This window comes from Streptomyces sp. NPDC002619 (genome assembly GCF_042889305.1).
Classification (GTDB): domain Bacteria; phylum Actinomycetota; class Actinomycetes; order Streptomycetales; family Streptomycetaceae; genus Streptomyces.
In genome coordinates, this window is record NZ_JBIAQV010000026.1 from 22,942 (window position 1) to 39,356 (window position 16,415).

The following is a 16,415-nucleotide window of genomic DNA, read 5'->3' on the forward strand; positions in this document are numbered from 1 at the left end:
CTGATCCTCAGCGGAGCCGGTCCACATAGCGATCCGTCCCCGGCACCGTGGGAACGAACGGCGCCACCAGTTCCACCCGTCCCAGCCCCGACTCCGTCACCTGCTCGTCGAGGCCCGTGAAGTGGTGTTGCCAGCACTCGCGGGGGTCCGTCTCCAGGAACCACAGCAGGGTGAGCCGGGTGTCGACGCCCTCGACCTGCTTGACGTACGTCATGCGGTCGCCGGGGAGTGGGGTGGGCCGGAAGACGGTGACCAGGGCCGTCGGGGAGCCGGCCAGCCGCTTCGGGAGATGGCGGGCGCGCAGCCACTCCAGGAGCTCGGCGCGCTGCTCGGGCGACTCGGCGTCGACGACCTCCAGCACCAGGCCCGTGTACGGGTGGTCGAGGGCGTGGAAGTCGCGCGGGCCCGCGGCGCCGTCGCGATAGACCGTCGCCTCGTGGTCCTGGAAGGCCGTGAAGACGTGGGTGCGGTCCTGATGGACGCGGGCGTCACGGTTGAGGCGCTTGTTGATGGCGACGGTCCACCGCATGTGGTCGGCGTAGCGGCCGTCGGTGATCCAGTACGTCGAGAGATAGCAGCCGGCGGTGACCGGCTGGGCTATCGCCGACTTCTCGGGGTAGCGCAGGAGTTGCAGGTCCCGGGTGGCGACCCAGCGACGGCCGGCGTACATCCAGGGCATGGCCATCGCGCCGGCGTAGTAGTGGTCGTCCTCGTACCAGCGGTTGTAGGCGTACTCGTGGCCGGGGTGCGGCTCGACCATGGTGATCAGGGCGTGGCCGGGACGGACGCCGTACGGGCCGACGGCGGCCAGTTCGGCGTACCGCTCGCTGTGGGTCTCCTCGCTCATGCCGTTCCCCTTCCTTCCTCCGCCGGTCGCCCATACTCTGACGCTCCGTCAGACAATGCGCCAGAGGCCAGGAGGAGTCCATGTCAGTGCTCTCCGGCAGGACCGTCGTCGTCTCGGGAGTCGGCGCCGGACTCGGCCATCAGGTCGCGGCGGCGGTCGTACGGGACGGGGGCAACGCCGTGCTCGGCGCGCGCACCGAGGCGAACCTCGCGAAGAGCACGGCCGAGATCGATCCCGGCGGGGCGCACACGGCGTACCGGGCGACGGACATCACCGACGAGGGGCAGTGCGCGGCGCTGGCCGAGCTGGGGCGCGAGCGGTTCGGGCGGATCGATGCCGTGGTGCATGTGGCGGCCTGGGACTCCTACTTCGGCGGTCTCGAGGACGCCGACTTCGCGACCTGGCAGTCGGTGCTCGACGTCAACCTGTTGGGGACGCTGCGGATGACGCGGGCCTGTCTGCCGGCACTGAAGGCGGGCGGCGGCGGTTCGGTGGTGATCGTGGGGACGCAGTCGGCCGTTGCCGCGCCCTCGCAGGTCAAGCAGGCGGCGTACGCGGCCTCGAAGGGGGCGCTGACCAGCGCGATGTACTCGCTGGCGCGGGAGCTCGGGCCGTACCGCATACGGGTCAACACGGTGCTGCCGGGCTGGATGTGGGGGCCGCCGGTGCAGGCGTACGTGCAATTCACGGCGCACACGGAAGGGGTGCCGGAGGAAGAGGTGCTGGGTCGGCTGACGGAACGGATGGCACTGCCGGAGCTGGCGACGGACGGGGACGTGGCGGACGCGGTGGTGTTCCTCGCGTCGGACCGGGCACGCGCCATCACGGGGCAGTCCCTGCTGGTCAACGCGGGGGAGCTGATGCGCTAGAGCCTGATCCCCGGATGGCGAACTGTTCACATCCATAAACCCAGGTCATCAAGTCGAACATTTTTACCTGCTCTTGACTTACCTCTTTCTTGCCGTCCGTACACCTCCGAAACCAGAGTTCACATGCCTGACCCTGCCTGACCCTGGCGGCGAACCCTGGAGGGGGAGACATGAATGGTCTCGACTGGGCCGTGCTCATCGGCTACTTCGGTGTGATGGTCGCCATCGGCGTCTGGTCGCACAAGCGCGTGGACAACGTCAGCGACTTCTTCACAGCCGGCGGCAAGATGCCCTGGTGGCTGTCCGGCATCTCGCACCACATGTCGGGCTACAGCGCGGTGATGTTCACCGGGTACGCGGGCATCGCCTACACCTATGGCGTCACATCCTTCGTCACCTGGTCGTTCCCGATCGCGCTCGGCATCGCCGTCGGGTCGAAGCTGTTCGCGCCGCGCATCAACCGGCTGCGCTCCCGGCTCCATGTGGCCTCCCCGCTCGAGTACTTGAAGAACCGCTACAACCTCTCCACACAGCAGGCGCTCGCCTGGTCCGGCATGCTGCTGAAGATCGTCGACGTGGCCGCCAAGTGGGCAGCGATCGCGACCCTGTTGTCGGTGTTCACGGGCGTCTCGCTGAACCAGGGCATCCTCATCACCGGTGCGATCACCGCGGTGTACTGCACCATCGGCGGCCTGTGGGCGGACGCGCTGACCGAACTCGGCCAGTTCGTCATCCAGTTGCTGGCCGGAATCTCGATGTTCATCGCGGTCGTACTGAAGCTGAACGACAAGCACATCGGCTTCCTCGGCGCCTGGGACGAGCCCGCGCTGCACGGCCACGGCAAGCCGCTGGTCGGCCCCTACGGCACGGTGTTCCTGCTCGCGTTCCTGTTCATCAAGCTGTTCGAGTACAACGGCGGCATGCTGAACCAGGCCCAGCGCTACATGGCGACGGCCAACGCCCACGAGGCGACGCGCTCGGCGCGGCTGTCGGCGGCGCTGTGGCTGGTCTGGCCGGTGATCCTCTTCTTCCCGATGTGGATGTCGCCGCTGCTGGTACACGCGCAGAAGCCGGACGGCTCCGACTCCTACGCCCTGATGACCGAACAACTGCTGCCGCACGGCCTGTTGGGCCTGGTCATCGTCGGCTTCTTCTCGCACACCATGGCCATGTGCTCCTCCGACGCCAACGCCATCGCGGCCGTCTTCACGCGGGACGTGGCGCCGGTGCTGTCGCAGCGGGCGCGGGGCTGGGGCGAGCGGTCGGGTCTGATCGCGGCGCGGGTGACCACGGTCGTCTTCCTCGGCCTGTCCATGGCGGTGGCGACGCAGGTCAACTCGCCCACGTTCAAGGACATCATCACCGTCGTCATCAAGTGGGTCGCCGGTCTGATGGGCCCGATCGCGATCCCGATGATGCTGGGTCTGCTGCGTCCGTTCCGCAAGTCCGGGCCGACGGCCGCACTCACCAGCTGGGCCGCGGGCCTGCTGGCCTTCTGGCTGGTCAACTACCCGATCAACTGGAGCGTCGAGGGCGGCGTCCCGCTCCAGTACCAGGTCTCCGTACCGCTGGCGGTCTCCCTGATCCTCTACATCCTCATCGGCTACGTGAAGCCGGAGGACACCCCGGAGCGGGACGCGCTGATCGAGCGGATCAACACGGACGGCGACAGCGGGGCGGCGGCCGCGGTACCGGCTCCGGCGGGCGCGTCGGCGCAGGAGGCGTAGCCGGTACCCCCACTCACGACCGCGGGTACCGGGCCAGCCACCCCGGTGCCGACCCGGCGGGTCCGTGCAGCGCGGGTCCCTGGGTCATCTCCATCGCGAAGTCGTCGGCCAGTTCCAGGATCGTGGGGCGGCCCTCCAGCTCGGCCAACCAGGCCGGCGGGAGGGCCGTTTCGCCGTGCAGCGCACCGAGCAGACCGCCGGTCAGAGCCCCGGCCGCCCCGGACGGCCCGCCCTGGTTCACCGCCAGGCACAGCCCCTGCCGTACGTCCTGCCCCACCAGCGCGCAGTACACGGCGACCGCGAGCAGACCGTCCGCCGTCCCCTGCCCCGCGAGTTCCTCGACCCGCGCCGGCGAGGGCATCCCCTGCCGTACGGCGCCCAGCGCGTGCTGAAGCGCGTCCGAAACGGGCTGGTGGCCGGGCCAGACGGCGAGCAGGGCGAGCGTACGCTGCACGGCACCGTCGAGCCCCTCGCCGCGGGCCAGCGCGTGCACGATCACGGCGTACGCCCCCGCCGACAGGTAGCCCGTGGAGTGCCCGTGGGTCTGCGCCGCGCACTCCACGGCGAGCTGTGCCACCAGCTGCGGCTCCCACCCCACCAGCAACCCGAAGGGAGCCGACCGGGCCACGGCCTCCGGGCCCGCCTCACCGGGATTCTTCGGCGCCTCGAGCGTGCCCATGCCGCCGTCCCCGAAGCCGAGCAGCAGCGCGCGGGACGGATCACGCCGCGCGTACAGCCACTCCTCCCGGGCCAGCCAGCCGTCCTCCTTGCGGCGCTCGTCCGGCCCCCAGTCGCGCTGGGTGGCCGCCCATCTCAGATACGCCCGGTGCAGATCGGTCGGCGGATGCCAGGCGCCGGTGTCGCGCCGCACCTGGGCCCGGATCAGCCCGTCCACGGTGAACAGCGTGAGCTGGGTGTGATGGGTGATCGCACCGCGCCTCCCGTACCCGTCGGACAGATCGGTGACGCCCTCCGCGCCGTACGCGCCCCGGATCTCCTCCACCGCAAGCTCGTCGGCCGGAGAGCCCAGCGCATCCCCGACGGCCACCCCGAGCAGGGTGCCGCGCACCCGACTACGGAAGTCCTGCTGCTCGGCACGCCCCCAGACGGCCCCGGACGTCGCACCCACCAGGACCTCCCTCACGGCACCCTCCGCAACAGTCGACAGCTCAGCACTGTAATCGACAAGGAACGGTCGGCTCAGGGGGCGGATCGGACAGCGAGATGGGGACAAACGCTCGGTCGACGCCGGATTTCAGCCATACCAGGTGACATTGCAGACATACACGCACTCATGCCGCGGGACAGCCAGAAAGCTGATGAATCCGCGCCCGCCGAGGATGTCGAACTCACGTAGCCCACCCTCCCGGTCGAAAGGCCTACCGACCGAGACGGAGTCATGGCCGAGCGCGGCCAGCTCGGTGGCGAGCCGTTCCACTTCCGCCACCACGCCCGGCGGCAGGCCCTCGGTGATGTACTCGGCGCTCGGGTTGTAGTCCCAGGACCAGTCGGTCACAGTCCTGCCTCTGCCTCCGCCGCCTCCCGGATGGCACGGATCTCGGTGATGGCTCCGGAGGGGTCGGCTTCTCCGAGGTCCACGAGCCGCTCCAGTGCGCGCAGTCGCTCCGCTCGCGCGGGGTGGCGTTCGATCGCGACGAACACCGCCCAAGAGTGAACGAACGCTCGCAGCGGTGCCAGGCTCTGGGTCTGCTGGGCGTTGGTCGTGGCCTCGAAGAGGTGCTGCGTGAGCGCCGGAAGCCTGCTGGGCGCGATCCGCGCGACAGCGTTCCGCAACGCGTCCGGAGTCAGCTCGGGCATGGGGATCAGCGGTCCGTACGGGCCGTCGCTCTGAGCGCTCACGGTGACCTCCGGTGCTGGTGTTTCGCTCCTCGTACCGTACCGGCGCCGAACTCCGCGTGCTGGCGTGACAGCGGCGATCGCGTGCCGCACTCCAGGCATGGCTACGCCACCCTCCGCTCGGATGTCCGGCAGTCGTGGCACCGCCCCGGTTCCGGAGCCCGGAACGCGCGGTCGCAGCCGTCGCAGGTCTGGAACGGGACACGGCGCAGGGGTTTCGCCGGGGGCGGGGCAGCGGGGAGTGGTGGGGGAAGGAGCGCGGTAAGGCTGGTGCAGGAAAGCTGCCGGCTGCCGGATCGGGTCCTCGGGCAGGCCGCTGGTCAGGGTGCGTCGTACGGCCGTGAGGGGCACGCCTCGCTCCAGCCACGCGTTGACGACGGGTGCCAGACGCGCCACGTCCCGTTCGGTGAGCAGCAGGCGAGAGTCATGCGCACGCAGCCCGGACAGCAGGTCGGCGGCAATGCGATGCGGCGGCGGATCGGTGGGAGACGGGTCAGCCTTCCGAGCCGGGCGCTGCGGTTCGGTGGCCCGTACTGCTGCGGTGGCCAGAGCACGTCGCGGCTTGTTGTACGAGATCGTCCGGGTCGTCACTCGGCCCGATTGAAGACGCTCCCTGGCACGCGTGAGATACCCGTGTTCTTCCAACTCCCGCAGCGCGGCGGCGATCCGGATCTCACCCTCGGGGAACTTCGCCGCCAGCGCCTTGATCCCTACGAGGGTTCCTGCGGGCAGCGACTGGATGTGCGTCGCCAGGCCGATCGCCGTCAGGGACAACTCGGGGTGCTGGGCGAGGTGGTTGCCGACCACGGTGAAGTTGTCGTGGTGGGGTTCGTTGACATGAATGACGCCGGAGCCGGAATGACCGGCCTGGGGGCGTGCATGCGCGTTACGCTTCTGTTCAGTCATCGGGAAGGGGCCTTTTCCTTCTTCGGTGATCAGGCCCTCGCACTGGGATGGCAGTCCCGGCGAGGGCCGATGCATGTATCGGGTTGTCGAGCCCGACGCTGCACCACAACCACCGCGCCACGCCAGCCGAGTTGGTGATGTTCACTCCGGAGAGTGATGCGCAGGGGCGGCAGGGGAGGGTTTGGTTCTTTCCCCGGTTCTTTGGTCTTTGACGTCGCGTCCCACCGGGTCACGTGTCTCCGCGTCCCGGTGACGGCTCCGACCTGGCTGTTCCCCCGCGTCGCAGCTCCGCCCACCGGGTCCGGGAGACCCGGGACCCGGGCACCGTGAGTTTCCGACTACGGTCACCCAGCGTGGCGGTCTGTCCCTACCCTGAGCCGTAACGCCCCAGACACGAAGCGTGACTTGAGGAGGGAACGCATGGAGGAAGAGGAGTCCCAGGCCGTACTCAAAGCGGTCGGGCGGCAGATCAAGATGTGGCGCGAAGCCGCAGGGATGACGCAGGAGGCGGTCCTCCAGGACCCGACATGGCTGCTGCCGGCGGCCGCCTGCCTCGTGTTCGGGGTACGCCCCACCGGGAGCCCCGGCGGCCAATGGCCGCGACCGACCTGTCCGTGACCCGTCGATCGGCGTGCGTTGCCCAACCCTGGGCAACGCACGCCACGGCAGTCACGGACGAGCCTCAGTCGGCCGGATCGCGGAGCGCTTCACGTACCCACGGGATCTCCAGCCCGGGGTCGAGTCGCTGAGCCCGTTCGACGTCGGTCGACGCGCTGGTGCGTGAACCGAGTTCGAGATGAATCACGGCCCGCTGCCAGAGCGCCCAGGCGTATTCCGGGCTGAGTTCGAGCGCGCGGTCCAGGTCGGCGAGAGCCTCCGTCGGCCGGCCCATTCGGCTGTGGCAGACACCACGGCTCGCGTACACCGAGGCGTACTGGCTGTCGAGGGCGACGGCCCGGTCGTAATCCGCGAGCGCGGCTTCGTGACGGCCGACACCGGCGAGTGCGTCTCCCCGCTCGCAGAGCACCCAGGGCACATCGGGGGCGAGCTCCACCGCTCGATCCAGATCAGCCAGCCGCCGCTCCTGTTCGCCGCGCGACCGCCAGACGCGTGCCCTGCGCGCCAGGGCCCACACATATCCCGGATCCAGTTCGAGGGCCCGGTCCAGATCGGACACCGCCGCGTCGAGGTGGTCCAGTCGGTGCCGAGTGGCTCCTCGGACGGCCCATGCCGCCGCTCTCGTCGGATCCAGCTCGATGGCTCTGTCCAGATCCCGTACGGCCGATACGCAGTCCCCGGTCACCCGGAGGTAGTCGCCACGGACGGTAAGGATCCGTGCGTTGCCCGGATCCAGGCGGGCGGCCTCGGCGAGGTCGGCGACGGCGGCGCCGTAGTCGCCCTGGTGTCCCCGCGCGATCGCCCTGCCCTCGTATGCCAGAGCCGAATCCGGATCGAGCTCGATCGCCCGGTCGAACTGGATCTGCGCCGCGGCGTGCTCCCCGTGACCGCCCAACTCCGTTCCCCGCCGTCTGTACGCCTTGGCCCGACCCCGCGCGTCGAGGCCCCCCTTCGTCAGCAGCACGGCCGAGGCTTCGAGAACCCCGCCCCGGCCCAGCGCCTCCGTCAACTCGTTCCCCCAGGCCGCGACACCCTCCGCGTCCGCGTCCTCACCCGCCTGCACCAGCGCCTGTGCCCACCGCCGGGCCACCACCTCGCCTTCACCGCACGCGTCGACGAAATCCCGCAGCACGCTCGCGAGAGCGGTCCGAGGGCGCGCGCACAGCACGTGGTACGACTCGGCCAGCCGCAGCTCGCGCCACGCCTCGTCCCTCCACCACTCGTCCGGAGTCCGATCAGCCTCCGCTTCCGCACCCCACCGCCCGAACGCCTCCGCGAGCCGCGCATGCCGTTCGCGCCAGCCCCGCGGCGAGCGTGACCGCTGCAGGCGGAGCATCGGAGCGCGTACGACGTCGTGGTACTGCACCCGCTCCCCGCGCTCGCTCACGAACGGCATGCCGCGCAGCCATGCGAAGAGCCCGTCGACCTCCTCCTCGGCGCAGTCCACGGCCGCCCGGAACACGTCCTCGTCGAGTTGCCGTGGCAGCGCGCCGGCCAGGGCGGCCGCCCGCCGCACCGGATCCTGCTCCCACTTCAGGAACCGGTCGACGGCTGTGGCACTCGGGTCCACCACCACGTCCGGACCGTCGGGGCGCGTCTCGGCGAGCGTGGAGACCAGGACCGGGAGTCCGCCGCTCAGCCTCAGTACCTCGGCGACCACCGGCTCGTCCCGCAGACCCCGGTCAGCCAGCAGTCCCCGCGCCTCCGCCTCCGTGAACGGCCCCAGCGGTACGTCCGTGACGAAGTCAGCGAAGCCTCCCCAGCGGGCGGTGTCGAAGGGGCGTTGTCCGGCGGTGACCACGACGACCGTGGCGGGCAGGGCGCCGTACCGGTCCGTCGTCATGAGGGCGTGCAGCCAGGCGTCGAGGTACGGTCCCGTCCTCTCGTACGTGTCGAAGAACAGGACGATCCACGGCACCGCCCTGGCGACATCCGCCAGTTCGGCCAGCAGCACCGGCGCCAGCACCTGCTCCGGCGACAGCACCAACTGCACGTCCTCCTGGCTGCGGAAACGCGCGCTGAGTCCGGCGCGCAACCGGTCGACGCCCTGGGCGAGTTGGGCGGGGTCCACGGCTCCGGCGAAGGCGCCGACCACCGGCACCATCGCCGCCCCGCTCAGCCCGGCGCGTGCCGCCGCCATGCTCCCCGACGACGGCCCCTCCGGCTCCGGTGCGCCGAGCGCCGCTGTCTCCGCCTCGTACCGCCGCTCCCGGTGCGCCGTGAGCAGCCGCTCCAGGTCCTTGAACCGGTGTCCCTGAGCGGCGAACCGTCGCCCGATCGCCGCCAACGCCTCCGGCACGCTCCCGGCGCTCTCGTCGACGTACGCCGTCAGCGCCCCGCGCTCCCGCGCGATCTGCTCCAACTCCCGTACCAGGAAGGTCTTCCCGACCCCCGCGTTGCCGTGCACATGGAACAGGAACCGGTGCCGTTCGTCCTCCGGCGGCAGGTCGAGGTTGGTCCGGAACGCCGCCCGCTCCTCGTTGCGCCCCACGAATCCGGCCCGCCTGCGCTGCCGGATCAGCTCCTGCATCGACGGCCGTGCCTGCGCCATCCGTACGTCCCCCGTCCCCTCGTCCCGGAAGTCCGCCGGTCTCATTCTGGCTCAATGCAGACGGGAGGGTTCCGGTGCACTGGGAAAGTGACGGTCATGTCCACCACACGCGCCCTCAGCCTCAGCGCCACCCTCCTCACCGCGACCGTCGCCCTCTACCTCGCGCTGGTGGCCTTCGGGAACATCACCGACTTCGGTACCAACCAGCAGTTCGTCCGCCATGTGCTAGCCATGGACACGACGTTCAAGGACGACGATCTGATGTGGCGGGCGATCACGAACCACGCCGTCCAGGACGCGGTGTACGTCGCCGTCATCGCGTGGGAGACCGTCGCGGCCGTCGTCCTGGGCTACGGAACCTGGCTCTGGGCCCGCCGCGACCATCACGCCGCCCGCCGCTTCTCCACCTACGGCCTGCTCATGGTCATGCTGCTCTTCGGCGCCGGGTTCATCGCGATCGGCGGCGAGTGGTTCTCGATGTGGCAGTCCCAGGACTGGAACGGGCTGGAGGCGGCCACCCGGATCTTCCTGCTCAGCGGGGTCGTGCTGCTGGTCGTCCAGCTGCCGTTCCGGGAGGCGGAGACCACCGAGAAGGAAACGGGCAAAGAGAACAAAGCTGCCGCTATTTGACGACCGTGACCTTCGTCCCCGCAGTACCGAAGGACCACACCGCCGCGCCGTCCGCCGCGTGCATGCGTATGCCGCCCGTCTGCACGCCCGCGGCAGGCGGCGGTGAGGAGCCGTCCACCGCGTTGGAGAAAGCGACGTTGGCGCCCGGCGCGGTGGCGAAGTACACGATGTGCTCGATCTTCACGCCGTCGGAGCCGGTGATCGGGCCCGGGGTGCGCTTGGAGACGGTGTAGCGGCCGGCGGCCGGGCTCACCGTGCCCGGCCACACCCCGAACGTCCGCGTCGCCTTGTCGCTCGCGTCGACCAGCCACACCCGCTTCTGGCCGAGGGAGTAGACCACCCGGCGGCCCGCGCCCGACGCGTCCGGCACTGCCGGGGCCGCGGACGGCTTCGGCTTGGGGGACGGGTGCGTGCTCGCCGGTGCCGAGGCGCTCGGCCGGGCCGTCGCCGCGGTCGGGTGCGGCCCGTTGTCCGCCTGTACGGCGAGGACGACGACGGCCGCCGTCGCACCCGCCGTCAGACCGGTGACCCAGGCCCACGAGGGCAGTCGGGCAGGCATGGGTACGTATCCCCTCAGTCTCCAGCCCTCGACATCCGAGGGTCGGGTCATCGTACTGCGGTCGCCCGACCCTCCTACGAGTCCCTCAGTCCAGCACCGGCAGCAGCTCCGGCAGGTGTCCGTCCGAGGCCTGAGCCGCCCGCTGCCGCTCCTGGGACACCTCGCCGTACAGCGTCGTGCGCGGCTTCGCCGGGCGGCCCGCCGCCTCCGCGACGGCCACCAGATCCCGCACCGACTTGTACGAGCCGTACGACGAACCCGCCATGCGCGAGATCGTCTCCTCCATGAGCGTGCCGCCCAGGTCGTTCGCGCCGGAGCGGAGCATCTCCGCCGCACCCTCCGCGCCCAGTTTCACCCAGCTTGTCTGGATATTGGGGATCCATGGGTGCAGGAGCAGCCTCGCCATCGCGGTCACCGCCCTGTTGTCCCGAATCGTCGGCCCGGGGCGCGCGATGCCCGCCAAATACACCGGCGCGTTCGTGTGGATGAAGGGCAGCGTGACGAACTCCGTGAAGCCGCCCGTCCGCTGCTGGATGCCGGCCAGGGTGCGCAGATGCCCCAGCCAGTGGCGGGGCTGGTCCACGTGGCCGTACATCATCGTCGAGCTCGACCGGATGCCCAGCTCGTGCGCGGTCGTGATCACCTCGATCCAGGTCGCCGTGGGCAGCTTGCCCTTCGTGAGCACCCAGCGGACCTCGTCGTCGAGGATCTCCGCCGCCGTGCCCGGGATCGAGTCGAGCCCGGCCTCCTTGGCGGCCGTCAGCCACTCGCGGATCGACAGGCCGGTGCGGGTCGCGCCGTTCACCACCTCCATGGGCGAAAAGGCGTGGACGTGCATCCCGGGTACGCGCTCCTTCACCGCCTTCGCGATGTCGAAGTACGCCGTTCCCGGCAGGTCGGGGTGGATCCCGCCCTGCATGCAGACCTCCACCGCACCCACGTCCCAGGCCTGCTGGGCGCGATCGGCGACCTGGTCCAGGGAGAGGGTGTAGGCGTCGGCGTCCGTACGGCGCTGGGCGAAGGCGCAGAAGCGGCAGCCGGTGTAGCAGACGTTGGTGAAGTTGATGTTCCGCGTGACGATGTACGTCACGTCGTCGCCCACCGCGGCCTTCCGCACGTCGTCCGCGATCCGCGTCAGCGCGTCCAGCGCCGGGCCGTCCGCGTGCAGGAGGGCCAGCGCCTCGGCGTCCGTGAGACGGGTGGGGTCGTCGGCGGCCGTCGCCAGCGCCGCCCGTACGTCCGTGTCGATCCGCTCCGGCGCCATCCCTGGGGCGGCCGCCTCGCGCAGGGCGCCCCAGTCGCCGTACACCTCGTCGAAGTCGTCGCGCCGGTCGGACGTGCGGCCCTCGGTGTCGATCGACACGTGCAGATCCGTACGACCGGAGGACTGGAACGCCTCCTCCGGTTCCTGCCACGGGTGGCCCTCCACGACGGCGTCCGCCCGTGCCAGGCCCGTCTCCGGGTCCGCCAGCGCCCGCACGTGCGGCAGCAGCCGCGGGTCCAGCCAGGGCTCGCCGCGTGTCACGAACTCGGGGTACACACACAGGCGTTCACGCAGCTCGAAGCCTGCCGCCGCCGACCTCTCGGCCAGCTTCTCGATCTGCGGCCAGGGGCGTTCGGGGTTGACGTGGTCGATCGTGAGCGGGCTGACCCCGCCCCAGTCGTCGATACCGGCGCCGATCAGCCGCTCGTACTCTCCCCCAGACTCCGTCTGGGAGGTGCCCCCATCGACCAGGTTCGGCGGGGCCTGGAGACAGGCGGCCGGGCCCATGATGTGCCGGGCCACCGCCACCGTGGCGACCAGCTCGTCCAGCTCCGCGTCGGGCATACCGCGCATCGCCGTGTCCGGCTTGGCGCGGAAGTTCTGGATGATCAGTTCCTGGATGCCGTGGTAGGCGCGGGAGATCTTGCGGAGCGCGAACAGGGATTCCGCGCGTTCCTCGTACGTCTCGCCGATGCCGATCAGGAGTCCGGAGGTGAAGGGGACCGACGAGCGGCCCGCGTCCTCCAACACCCGCAGCCGTACGGCGGGTTCCTTGTCCGGGGAGCCGTAGTGCGGGCCGCCGGGCTCGGACCAGAGCCTTTCGGCGGTCGTCTCCAGCATCATGCCCATCGACGGGGCCACCGGCTTGAGGCGCTGGAAGTCGGTCCACGACATCACGCCGGGGTTCAGATGCGGAAGCAGCCCGGTCTCCTCCAGGATCCGGATGGAGATGGCGCGGACGTACGCGATGGTGTCGTCGTAGCCGTGCGCGTCGAGCCATTCGCGCGCTTCCGGCCAGCGGTCCTCGGGCTTGTCGCCGAGGGTGATGAGGGCTTCCTTGCAGCCGAGCGCGGCGCCGCGGCGGGCCACGTCCAGCACCTCGTCCGGCGACATGAACATGCCGTGCCCGGCGCGGCGCAGCTTGCCGGGGACGGTGACGAAGGTGCAGTAGTGGCACTTGTCCCGGCACAGCCGGGTGAGGGGGATGAAGACGCTCTTCGAGTACGTGATGACACCGGGGCGCCCGGCCGCCTCCAGGCCCGCGTCCCGCACCCGGGCGGCGGACGCGGCGAGGTCGTCGAGGGCCTCGCCGCGCGCCTGGAGCAGCACCGCCGCCTCGGTGACGTCGAGGGCGACGCCGTCCCGGGCGCGTTTGAGGGCGCGACGCATGGAGTTCTCGGTCGGGCCGGTTCCGGAGGTCGCGGAAGTCGTCATTCTTTGAGCATACGTAGGGCTCCGCCGGTTCAGCGGGGACGGGCGAAGAGCTCGGGGCGTCCGGTGAGTTGCCGGGTGCGGGCATCGTTGTGGCTGGTCGCGCAGTTCCCCGCGCCCCTTGGGTCGGCTGCACCGGCCCCTCGGCTACACGTACTCGGCGTACTCGTCGAGGACCCGCAGCACCTCCGTCTCGTCGGCCGGAGGCAGTTGCAGCACTACCTCCTCGATGCCCAACTCGGCGTAGTGCTCGAGCTTTCCGGGCGTGGGCAGGACGGCGTACGGCACCACCTGGAGGGCGGCCGGGTCGCGTCCTGCGTCGGCCCACACGGAGCGCAGCACGGGCAGCGACTCGCTCAGCCCGCGTCCGCCGATCGGCAGCCAGCCGTCGGCGTACTCGGCGATGTGCGCGAACAGCTTGGGTCCGGCGGCCCCGCCGACGAGGGTGCGCGGTCCGACGACCGGACCGCGCGGCTTCTGCGTCGGCTTGGGGTGGGCGTGGCTGGCCCGGACGCTCCCGAACTCCCCGTCGTAGGCGGTGGGTTCCTCCGCCCACAGGGCGCGCATGAGCGCCATACGATCCCGCCCCAGTTCCCGCCGCGTGCGCCACTTAACGCCGTGGTCGGCGGCCTCCTCCACGTTCCAGCCGAAGCCGAGCCCGAGGGTGAACCGCCCGCCGGACAGATGGTCGAGCGTAGCGATCTGCTTGCCGAGGCCGATCGGGTCGTGCTGGGCGATCAGCGTGATGCCGGTGCCGAGGCCGAGCCGCTCGGTCACGGCCGCGGCCTGCCCGAGCGCGACGAAGGGGTCGAGCGTACGACCGTACTCGCGCGGCAGTTCGCCACCTGCCGGGTACGGGGTGGTCCGCTCGACGGGGATATGGGTGTGCTCGGGCAGATACAGCCCGGCGAAGCCGCGCTGCTCCAGCTCACGGGCGAGCCGGACCGGCGCGAGGGTCTCGTCGGTGAGGAAGATCGTGACGGCGATTCGCATGGACCATCTGTACCCGGACGGACCCCAGATGTCCATACCGACCGGTCGGCATCACAAAAGTCATCGCCCGCATCTCGCGTCCATGACATACCGTCCGCCGCCGATTTCCTTCCCTTTCTCGGGAGTTCACCCCCGCCCCCCACAGTGACCGCCATGGGTGAGGACAAGAAGGGCTTCGGCAGACGCGCTTTGTTCGTGACGGGTGCCGCCGCCGCGCTTACGTTGGGAAGCGTGAGCTTCGCAGCGGCGGACGGCCAGAACGAGGAGACCCGGACAGTGAGCGGCACTTTGCCGCCCGGCTCCCCCGACTTCGTCTATGTACCGGTGGATATCCCCTCCGGCGTACGGGAGATCAAGGTCTCCTACACCTACGAGAGGCCGTCCGTACCGGCCGGCACCGCGGGCAACGCCCTCGACATCGGCCTCTTCGACCAGCACGGCACCGAGCTGGGCGGCCGGGGCTTCCGGGGCTGGTCGGGCGGCGCCCGCACGGAGTTCTTCGTCCGTGCCGACGACGCCACGCCCGGCTACCTCCCCGGCCCGGTCGGCGCGGGCACCTGGTACATCGCCCTCGGCCCCTACACGGTGGCGCCGCAGGGACTGACGTACGAGATCACCATCACGCTGACGTACGGCGAAGCCGGCGAGACCGCCCGCCCGGTCTACCCGCCGCAGCGTGCGAAGGGCCGTGGCCGCGCCTGGTACCGGGGCGACTGCCATCTGCACTCCTGGTACTCCGACGGCCGCCGCACCCCCGCCGAGATCGCGGCGCTGGCGCGGGCGGCGGGCCTCGACTTCATCAACACGTCCGAGCACAACACGCACAGCGCGCACGCCCACTGGGCCGACGAGGCGGGCGACGACCTGCTGATCATGCTGGGCGAGGAGGTGACCACGCGGAACGGCCACGTGGTCGCCCTCGGCACGGACCCCGGCACCTTCATCGACTGGCGCTACCGGGCCCGCGACAACCGCTTCGGCCGGTTCGCCCGGGAGATCCGCCGCTCCGGCGGCCTGGTCGTCCCGGCCCACCCGCACGCCACCTGCGTCGGCTGCGGCTGGAAGTTCGGCTTCGGCGAGGCGGACGCGGTCGAGGTGTGGAACGGCCCCTACACGCCGGACGACGAGGTGACCCTCGCGGAGTGGGACAACCAGCTCGTCGCGTCGGTACGGGAGGGCAGGGACTGGCTCCCGGCGATGGGCAACAGCGACGCGCACCGCGACCCGGACGTGGTCGGCCTGCCCCAGACCGTCGTCCTGGCCGAGGACCTGACCCGCGAGGCCATCCAGGACGGCATCCGCGCGGGCCGCTCCTACGTCGCCGAGTCCAAGAACGTCTCCCTGACCTTCACGGCGACGGGAGGCCGGGCCCGGCAGGCCGGAATCGGCGAGCGCCTCGACGTGGACGCCGACACCCCGGTGACGATCCGCCTGGAGGCCTCGGGCGCCCCGCGCTGCGCGGTGAACTTCGTCACGGACCAGGGCGTCCTCAAGACGAGCGGCCCCCTGCCGGTGACGGGCTCGGGTGTCGTGGAGTGGCAGACGACCCCGTCGTACGCGGCGTACGTACGGGCCGAGCTCCGCCACGAGACGGCGCTGTGCCCGCTGCCGGGCGCGCTGGCGGCCTTTACGAACCCGATCTTCCTGGGCCGTCGCTGACGTCGAGCACCCACTTCTCCTCCCCGTCGTCCCGCACCTCGCCGCTGGGCACGAGCCCGGCGGCGGTGGCGACGGCGGCGGAGGCGAGGTGGGCGGGGTGAATGTGGGCGACGACGGTCGTCATGGGGTGCCGGCCGAGCCAGTCGACGAGCGCCCGCGCGGCTTCGGAGGCGATGCCTCGCCCCTGCCAGGGAGTGCCGACGACCCAGGCGACCTCGGCGACCGTGCCCGGACCGACGGTGGCCTGGACGGTACCGGTGAGCCGGCCCTCGTCGCGGACGCGCACAACCCAGTTGAGCCAGGAGACACCGGGTTCGGGGGCCCCGGCGGTAATGCGCCGATAGCGCGCCGCCAGCTGCTCCAAGGTGTCCGGAGCGCCGCCGATGAAGGCGTGCAGGCCGGGGTCGGAGAGCACCCCGGCCATCTCCTCGGCGTGCTCGACACGGAGGGGGACGAGATCCAGCCGCGGGGTACGGATGTCTTCAGCACGGATGACGCTCACGG

At 70.8% G+C, this 16,415-nt stretch carries 14 protein-coding genes and 1 pseudogene; 5 read left to right on the forward strand and 10 right to left on the reverse strand.

Features of this window, described 5'->3' with window-relative positions; genetic code table 11:
- Nucleotides 1-7: 7 nt before the first annotated feature.
- Nucleotides 8-847 carry a hypothetical protein gene (locus tag ACFYXB_RS30920; protein ID WP_389587898.1) on the reverse strand — a complete coding sequence of 280 codons (840 nt, stop codon included), beginning with the start codon at nt 845-847 and terminating at the stop codon, nt 8-10.
- Between the two features lie 80 nt (nt 848-927).
- On the opposite strand from ACFYXB_RS30920, the gene ACFYXB_RS30925 reads away from it, so the two are divergent.
- Nucleotides 928-1,716, forward strand: coding sequence for an SDR family oxidoreductase (locus tag ACFYXB_RS30925; protein ID WP_389587899.1), 789 nt, complete (start codon nt 928-930; stop codon nt 1,714-1,716).
- 170 nt (nt 1,717-1,886) lie between these two features.
- Nucleotides 1,887-3,443, forward strand: a complete 1,557-nt coding sequence (locus ACFYXB_RS30930) for a sodium:solute symporter family protein (protein WP_389587901.1) — start codon at nt 1,887-1,889, stop codon at nt 3,441-3,443.
- Nucleotides 3,444-3,456: 13 nt separating this feature from the next.
- On the opposite strand, the gene ACFYXB_RS30935 is transcribed toward ACFYXB_RS30930, so the two are convergent.
- The 4 genes and pseudogenes from ACFYXB_RS30935 to ACFYXB_RS30950 form a co-directional block, all read right to left on the reverse strand.
- A complete protein-coding gene (locus tag ACFYXB_RS30935; RefSeq protein ID WP_389587903.1) occupies nt 3,457-4,572 on the reverse strand; it encodes an ADP-ribosylglycohydrolase family protein in 1,116 nt (371 codons plus the stop codon).
- A gap of 126 nt (nt 4,573-4,698) precedes the next feature.
- On the reverse strand, nt 4,699-4,959 hold the full coding sequence (locus tag ACFYXB_RS30940; RefSeq protein ID WP_389587905.1) for a hypothetical protein: 261 nt from the start codon (nt 4,957-4,959) through the stop codon (nt 4,699-4,701).
- Nucleotides 4,956-5,303 (reverse strand): hypothetical protein, encoded by a 348-nt coding sequence (locus ACFYXB_RS30945; RefSeq protein ID WP_389587907.1) that lies wholly within the window; start codon nt 5,301-5,303, stop codon nt 4,956-4,958. Before ACFYXB_RS30945 ends, ACFYXB_RS30940 begins: the two co-directional genes overlap by 4 nt.
- Nucleotides 5,304-5,404: 101 nt before the next feature.
- A pseudogene (locus tag ACFYXB_RS30950) lies at nt 5,405-6,206 on the reverse strand (helix-turn-helix domain-containing protein).
- Between the two features lie 420 nt (nt 6,207-6,626).
- Between ACFYXB_RS30950 and ACFYXB_RS30955 the strand changes: the two are divergent.
- Nucleotides 6,627-6,824 (forward strand): hypothetical protein, encoded by a 198-nt coding sequence (locus ACFYXB_RS30955; protein WP_389587909.1) that lies wholly within the window; start codon nt 6,627-6,629, stop codon nt 6,822-6,824.
- A gap of 64 nt (nt 6,825-6,888) precedes the next feature.
- On the opposite strand, the gene ACFYXB_RS30960 is transcribed toward ACFYXB_RS30955, so the two are convergent.
- A complete protein-coding gene (locus tag ACFYXB_RS30960) occupies nt 6,889-9,420 on the reverse strand; it encodes a tetratricopeptide repeat protein (protein ID WP_389587911.1) in 2,532 nt (843 codons plus the stop codon).
- A 51-nt stretch (nt 9,421-9,471) separates the two neighbouring features.
- Between ACFYXB_RS30960 and ACFYXB_RS30965 the strand changes: the two genes are divergently transcribed.
- Nucleotides 9,472-10,005, forward strand: a complete 534-nt coding sequence (locus tag ACFYXB_RS30965; protein WP_389587913.1) for a DUF2165 domain-containing protein — start codon at nt 9,472-9,474, stop codon at nt 10,003-10,005.
- Here the strand turns inward: ACFYXB_RS30965 and ACFYXB_RS30970 are convergent.
- The 3 genes from ACFYXB_RS30970 to ACFYXB_RS30980 all read right to left on the reverse strand — a co-directional run bounded on the left by ACFYXB_RS30970 (nt 9,998) and on the right by ACFYXB_RS30980 (nt 14,252).
- Entirely contained in the window at nt 9,998-10,564 is a 567-nt protein-coding gene (locus tag ACFYXB_RS30970; RefSeq protein WP_389587915.1) for a hypothetical protein, read from the reverse strand. The two genes, ACFYXB_RS30965 and ACFYXB_RS30970, sit on opposite strands and share 8 nt — an antisense overlap.
- Nucleotides 10,565-10,649: 85 nt before the next feature.
- Nucleotides 10,650-13,262 carry a bifunctional FO biosynthesis protein CofGH gene (locus ACFYXB_RS30975; protein ID WP_389587917.1) on the reverse strand — a complete coding sequence of 871 codons (2,613 nt, stop codon included), beginning with the start codon at nt 13,260-13,262 and terminating at the stop codon, nt 10,650-10,652.
- 144 nt (nt 13,263-13,406) lie between these two features.
- On the reverse strand, nt 13,407-14,252 hold the full coding sequence (locus ACFYXB_RS30980; protein WP_389587919.1) for an LLM class F420-dependent oxidoreductase: 846 nt from the start codon (nt 14,250-14,252) through the stop codon (nt 13,407-13,409).
- Between the two features lie 153 nt (nt 14,253-14,405).
- Here ACFYXB_RS30980 and ACFYXB_RS30985 point away from each other — a divergent pair, with 153 nt between their 5' ends.
- Nucleotides 14,406-15,911, forward strand: coding sequence for a CehA/McbA family metallohydrolase (locus ACFYXB_RS30985; protein ID WP_389587920.1), 1,506 nt, complete (start codon nt 14,406-14,408; stop codon nt 15,909-15,911).
- Here the strand turns inward: ACFYXB_RS30985 and ACFYXB_RS30990 are convergent.
- Nucleotides 15,880-16,413, reverse strand: a complete 534-nt coding sequence (locus ACFYXB_RS30990) for a GNAT family N-acetyltransferase (RefSeq protein WP_389587922.1) — start codon at nt 16,411-16,413, stop codon at nt 15,880-15,882. The genes ACFYXB_RS30985 and ACFYXB_RS30990 overlap by 32 nt on opposite strands.
- Between the last annotated feature and the right edge of the window lie 2 nt (nt 16,414-16,415).

Bases quoted from the DNA above. Each gene is read 5' to 3' on its own strand.
- ACFYXB_RS30985 (WP_389587920.1), top strand. From the start codon at position 14,406: ATGGGTGAGGACAAGAAGGGCTTCGGCAGACGCGCTTTGTTCGTGACG.
- ACFYXB_RS30965 (WP_389587913.1), top strand. From the start codon at position 9,472: ATGTCCACCACACGCGCCCTCAGCCTCAGCGCCACCCTCCTCACCGCG.
- ACFYXB_RS30975 (WP_389587917.1), bottom strand. From the start codon at position 13,262: ATGACGACTTCCGCGACCTCCGGAACCGGCCCGACCGAGAACTCCATG.
- ACFYXB_RS30925 (WP_389587899.1), top strand. From the start codon at position 928: ATGTCAGTGCTCTCCGGCAGGACCGTCGTCGTCTCGGGAGTCGGCGCC.
- ACFYXB_RS30980 (WP_389587919.1), bottom strand. From the start codon at position 14,252: ATGCGAATCGCCGTCACGATCTTCCTCACCGACGAGACCCTCGCGCCG.
- ACFYXB_RS30960 (WP_389587911.1), bottom strand. From the start codon at position 9,420: ATGAGACCGGCGGACTTCCGGGACGAGGGGACGGGGGACGTACGGATG.
- ACFYXB_RS30930 (WP_389587901.1), top strand. From the start codon at position 1,887: ATGAATGGTCTCGACTGGGCCGTGCTCATCGGCTACTTCGGTGTGATG.
- ACFYXB_RS30970 (WP_389587915.1), bottom strand. From the start codon at position 10,564: ATGCCTGCCCGACTGCCCTCGTGGGCCTGGGTCACCGGTCTGACGGCG.
- ACFYXB_RS30920 (WP_389587898.1), bottom strand. From the start codon at position 847: ATGAGCGAGGAGACCCACAGCGAGCGGTACGCCGAACTGGCCGCCGTC.
- ACFYXB_RS30955 (WP_389587909.1), top strand. From the start codon at position 6,627: ATGGAGGAAGAGGAGTCCCAGGCCGTACTCAAAGCGGTCGGGCGGCAG.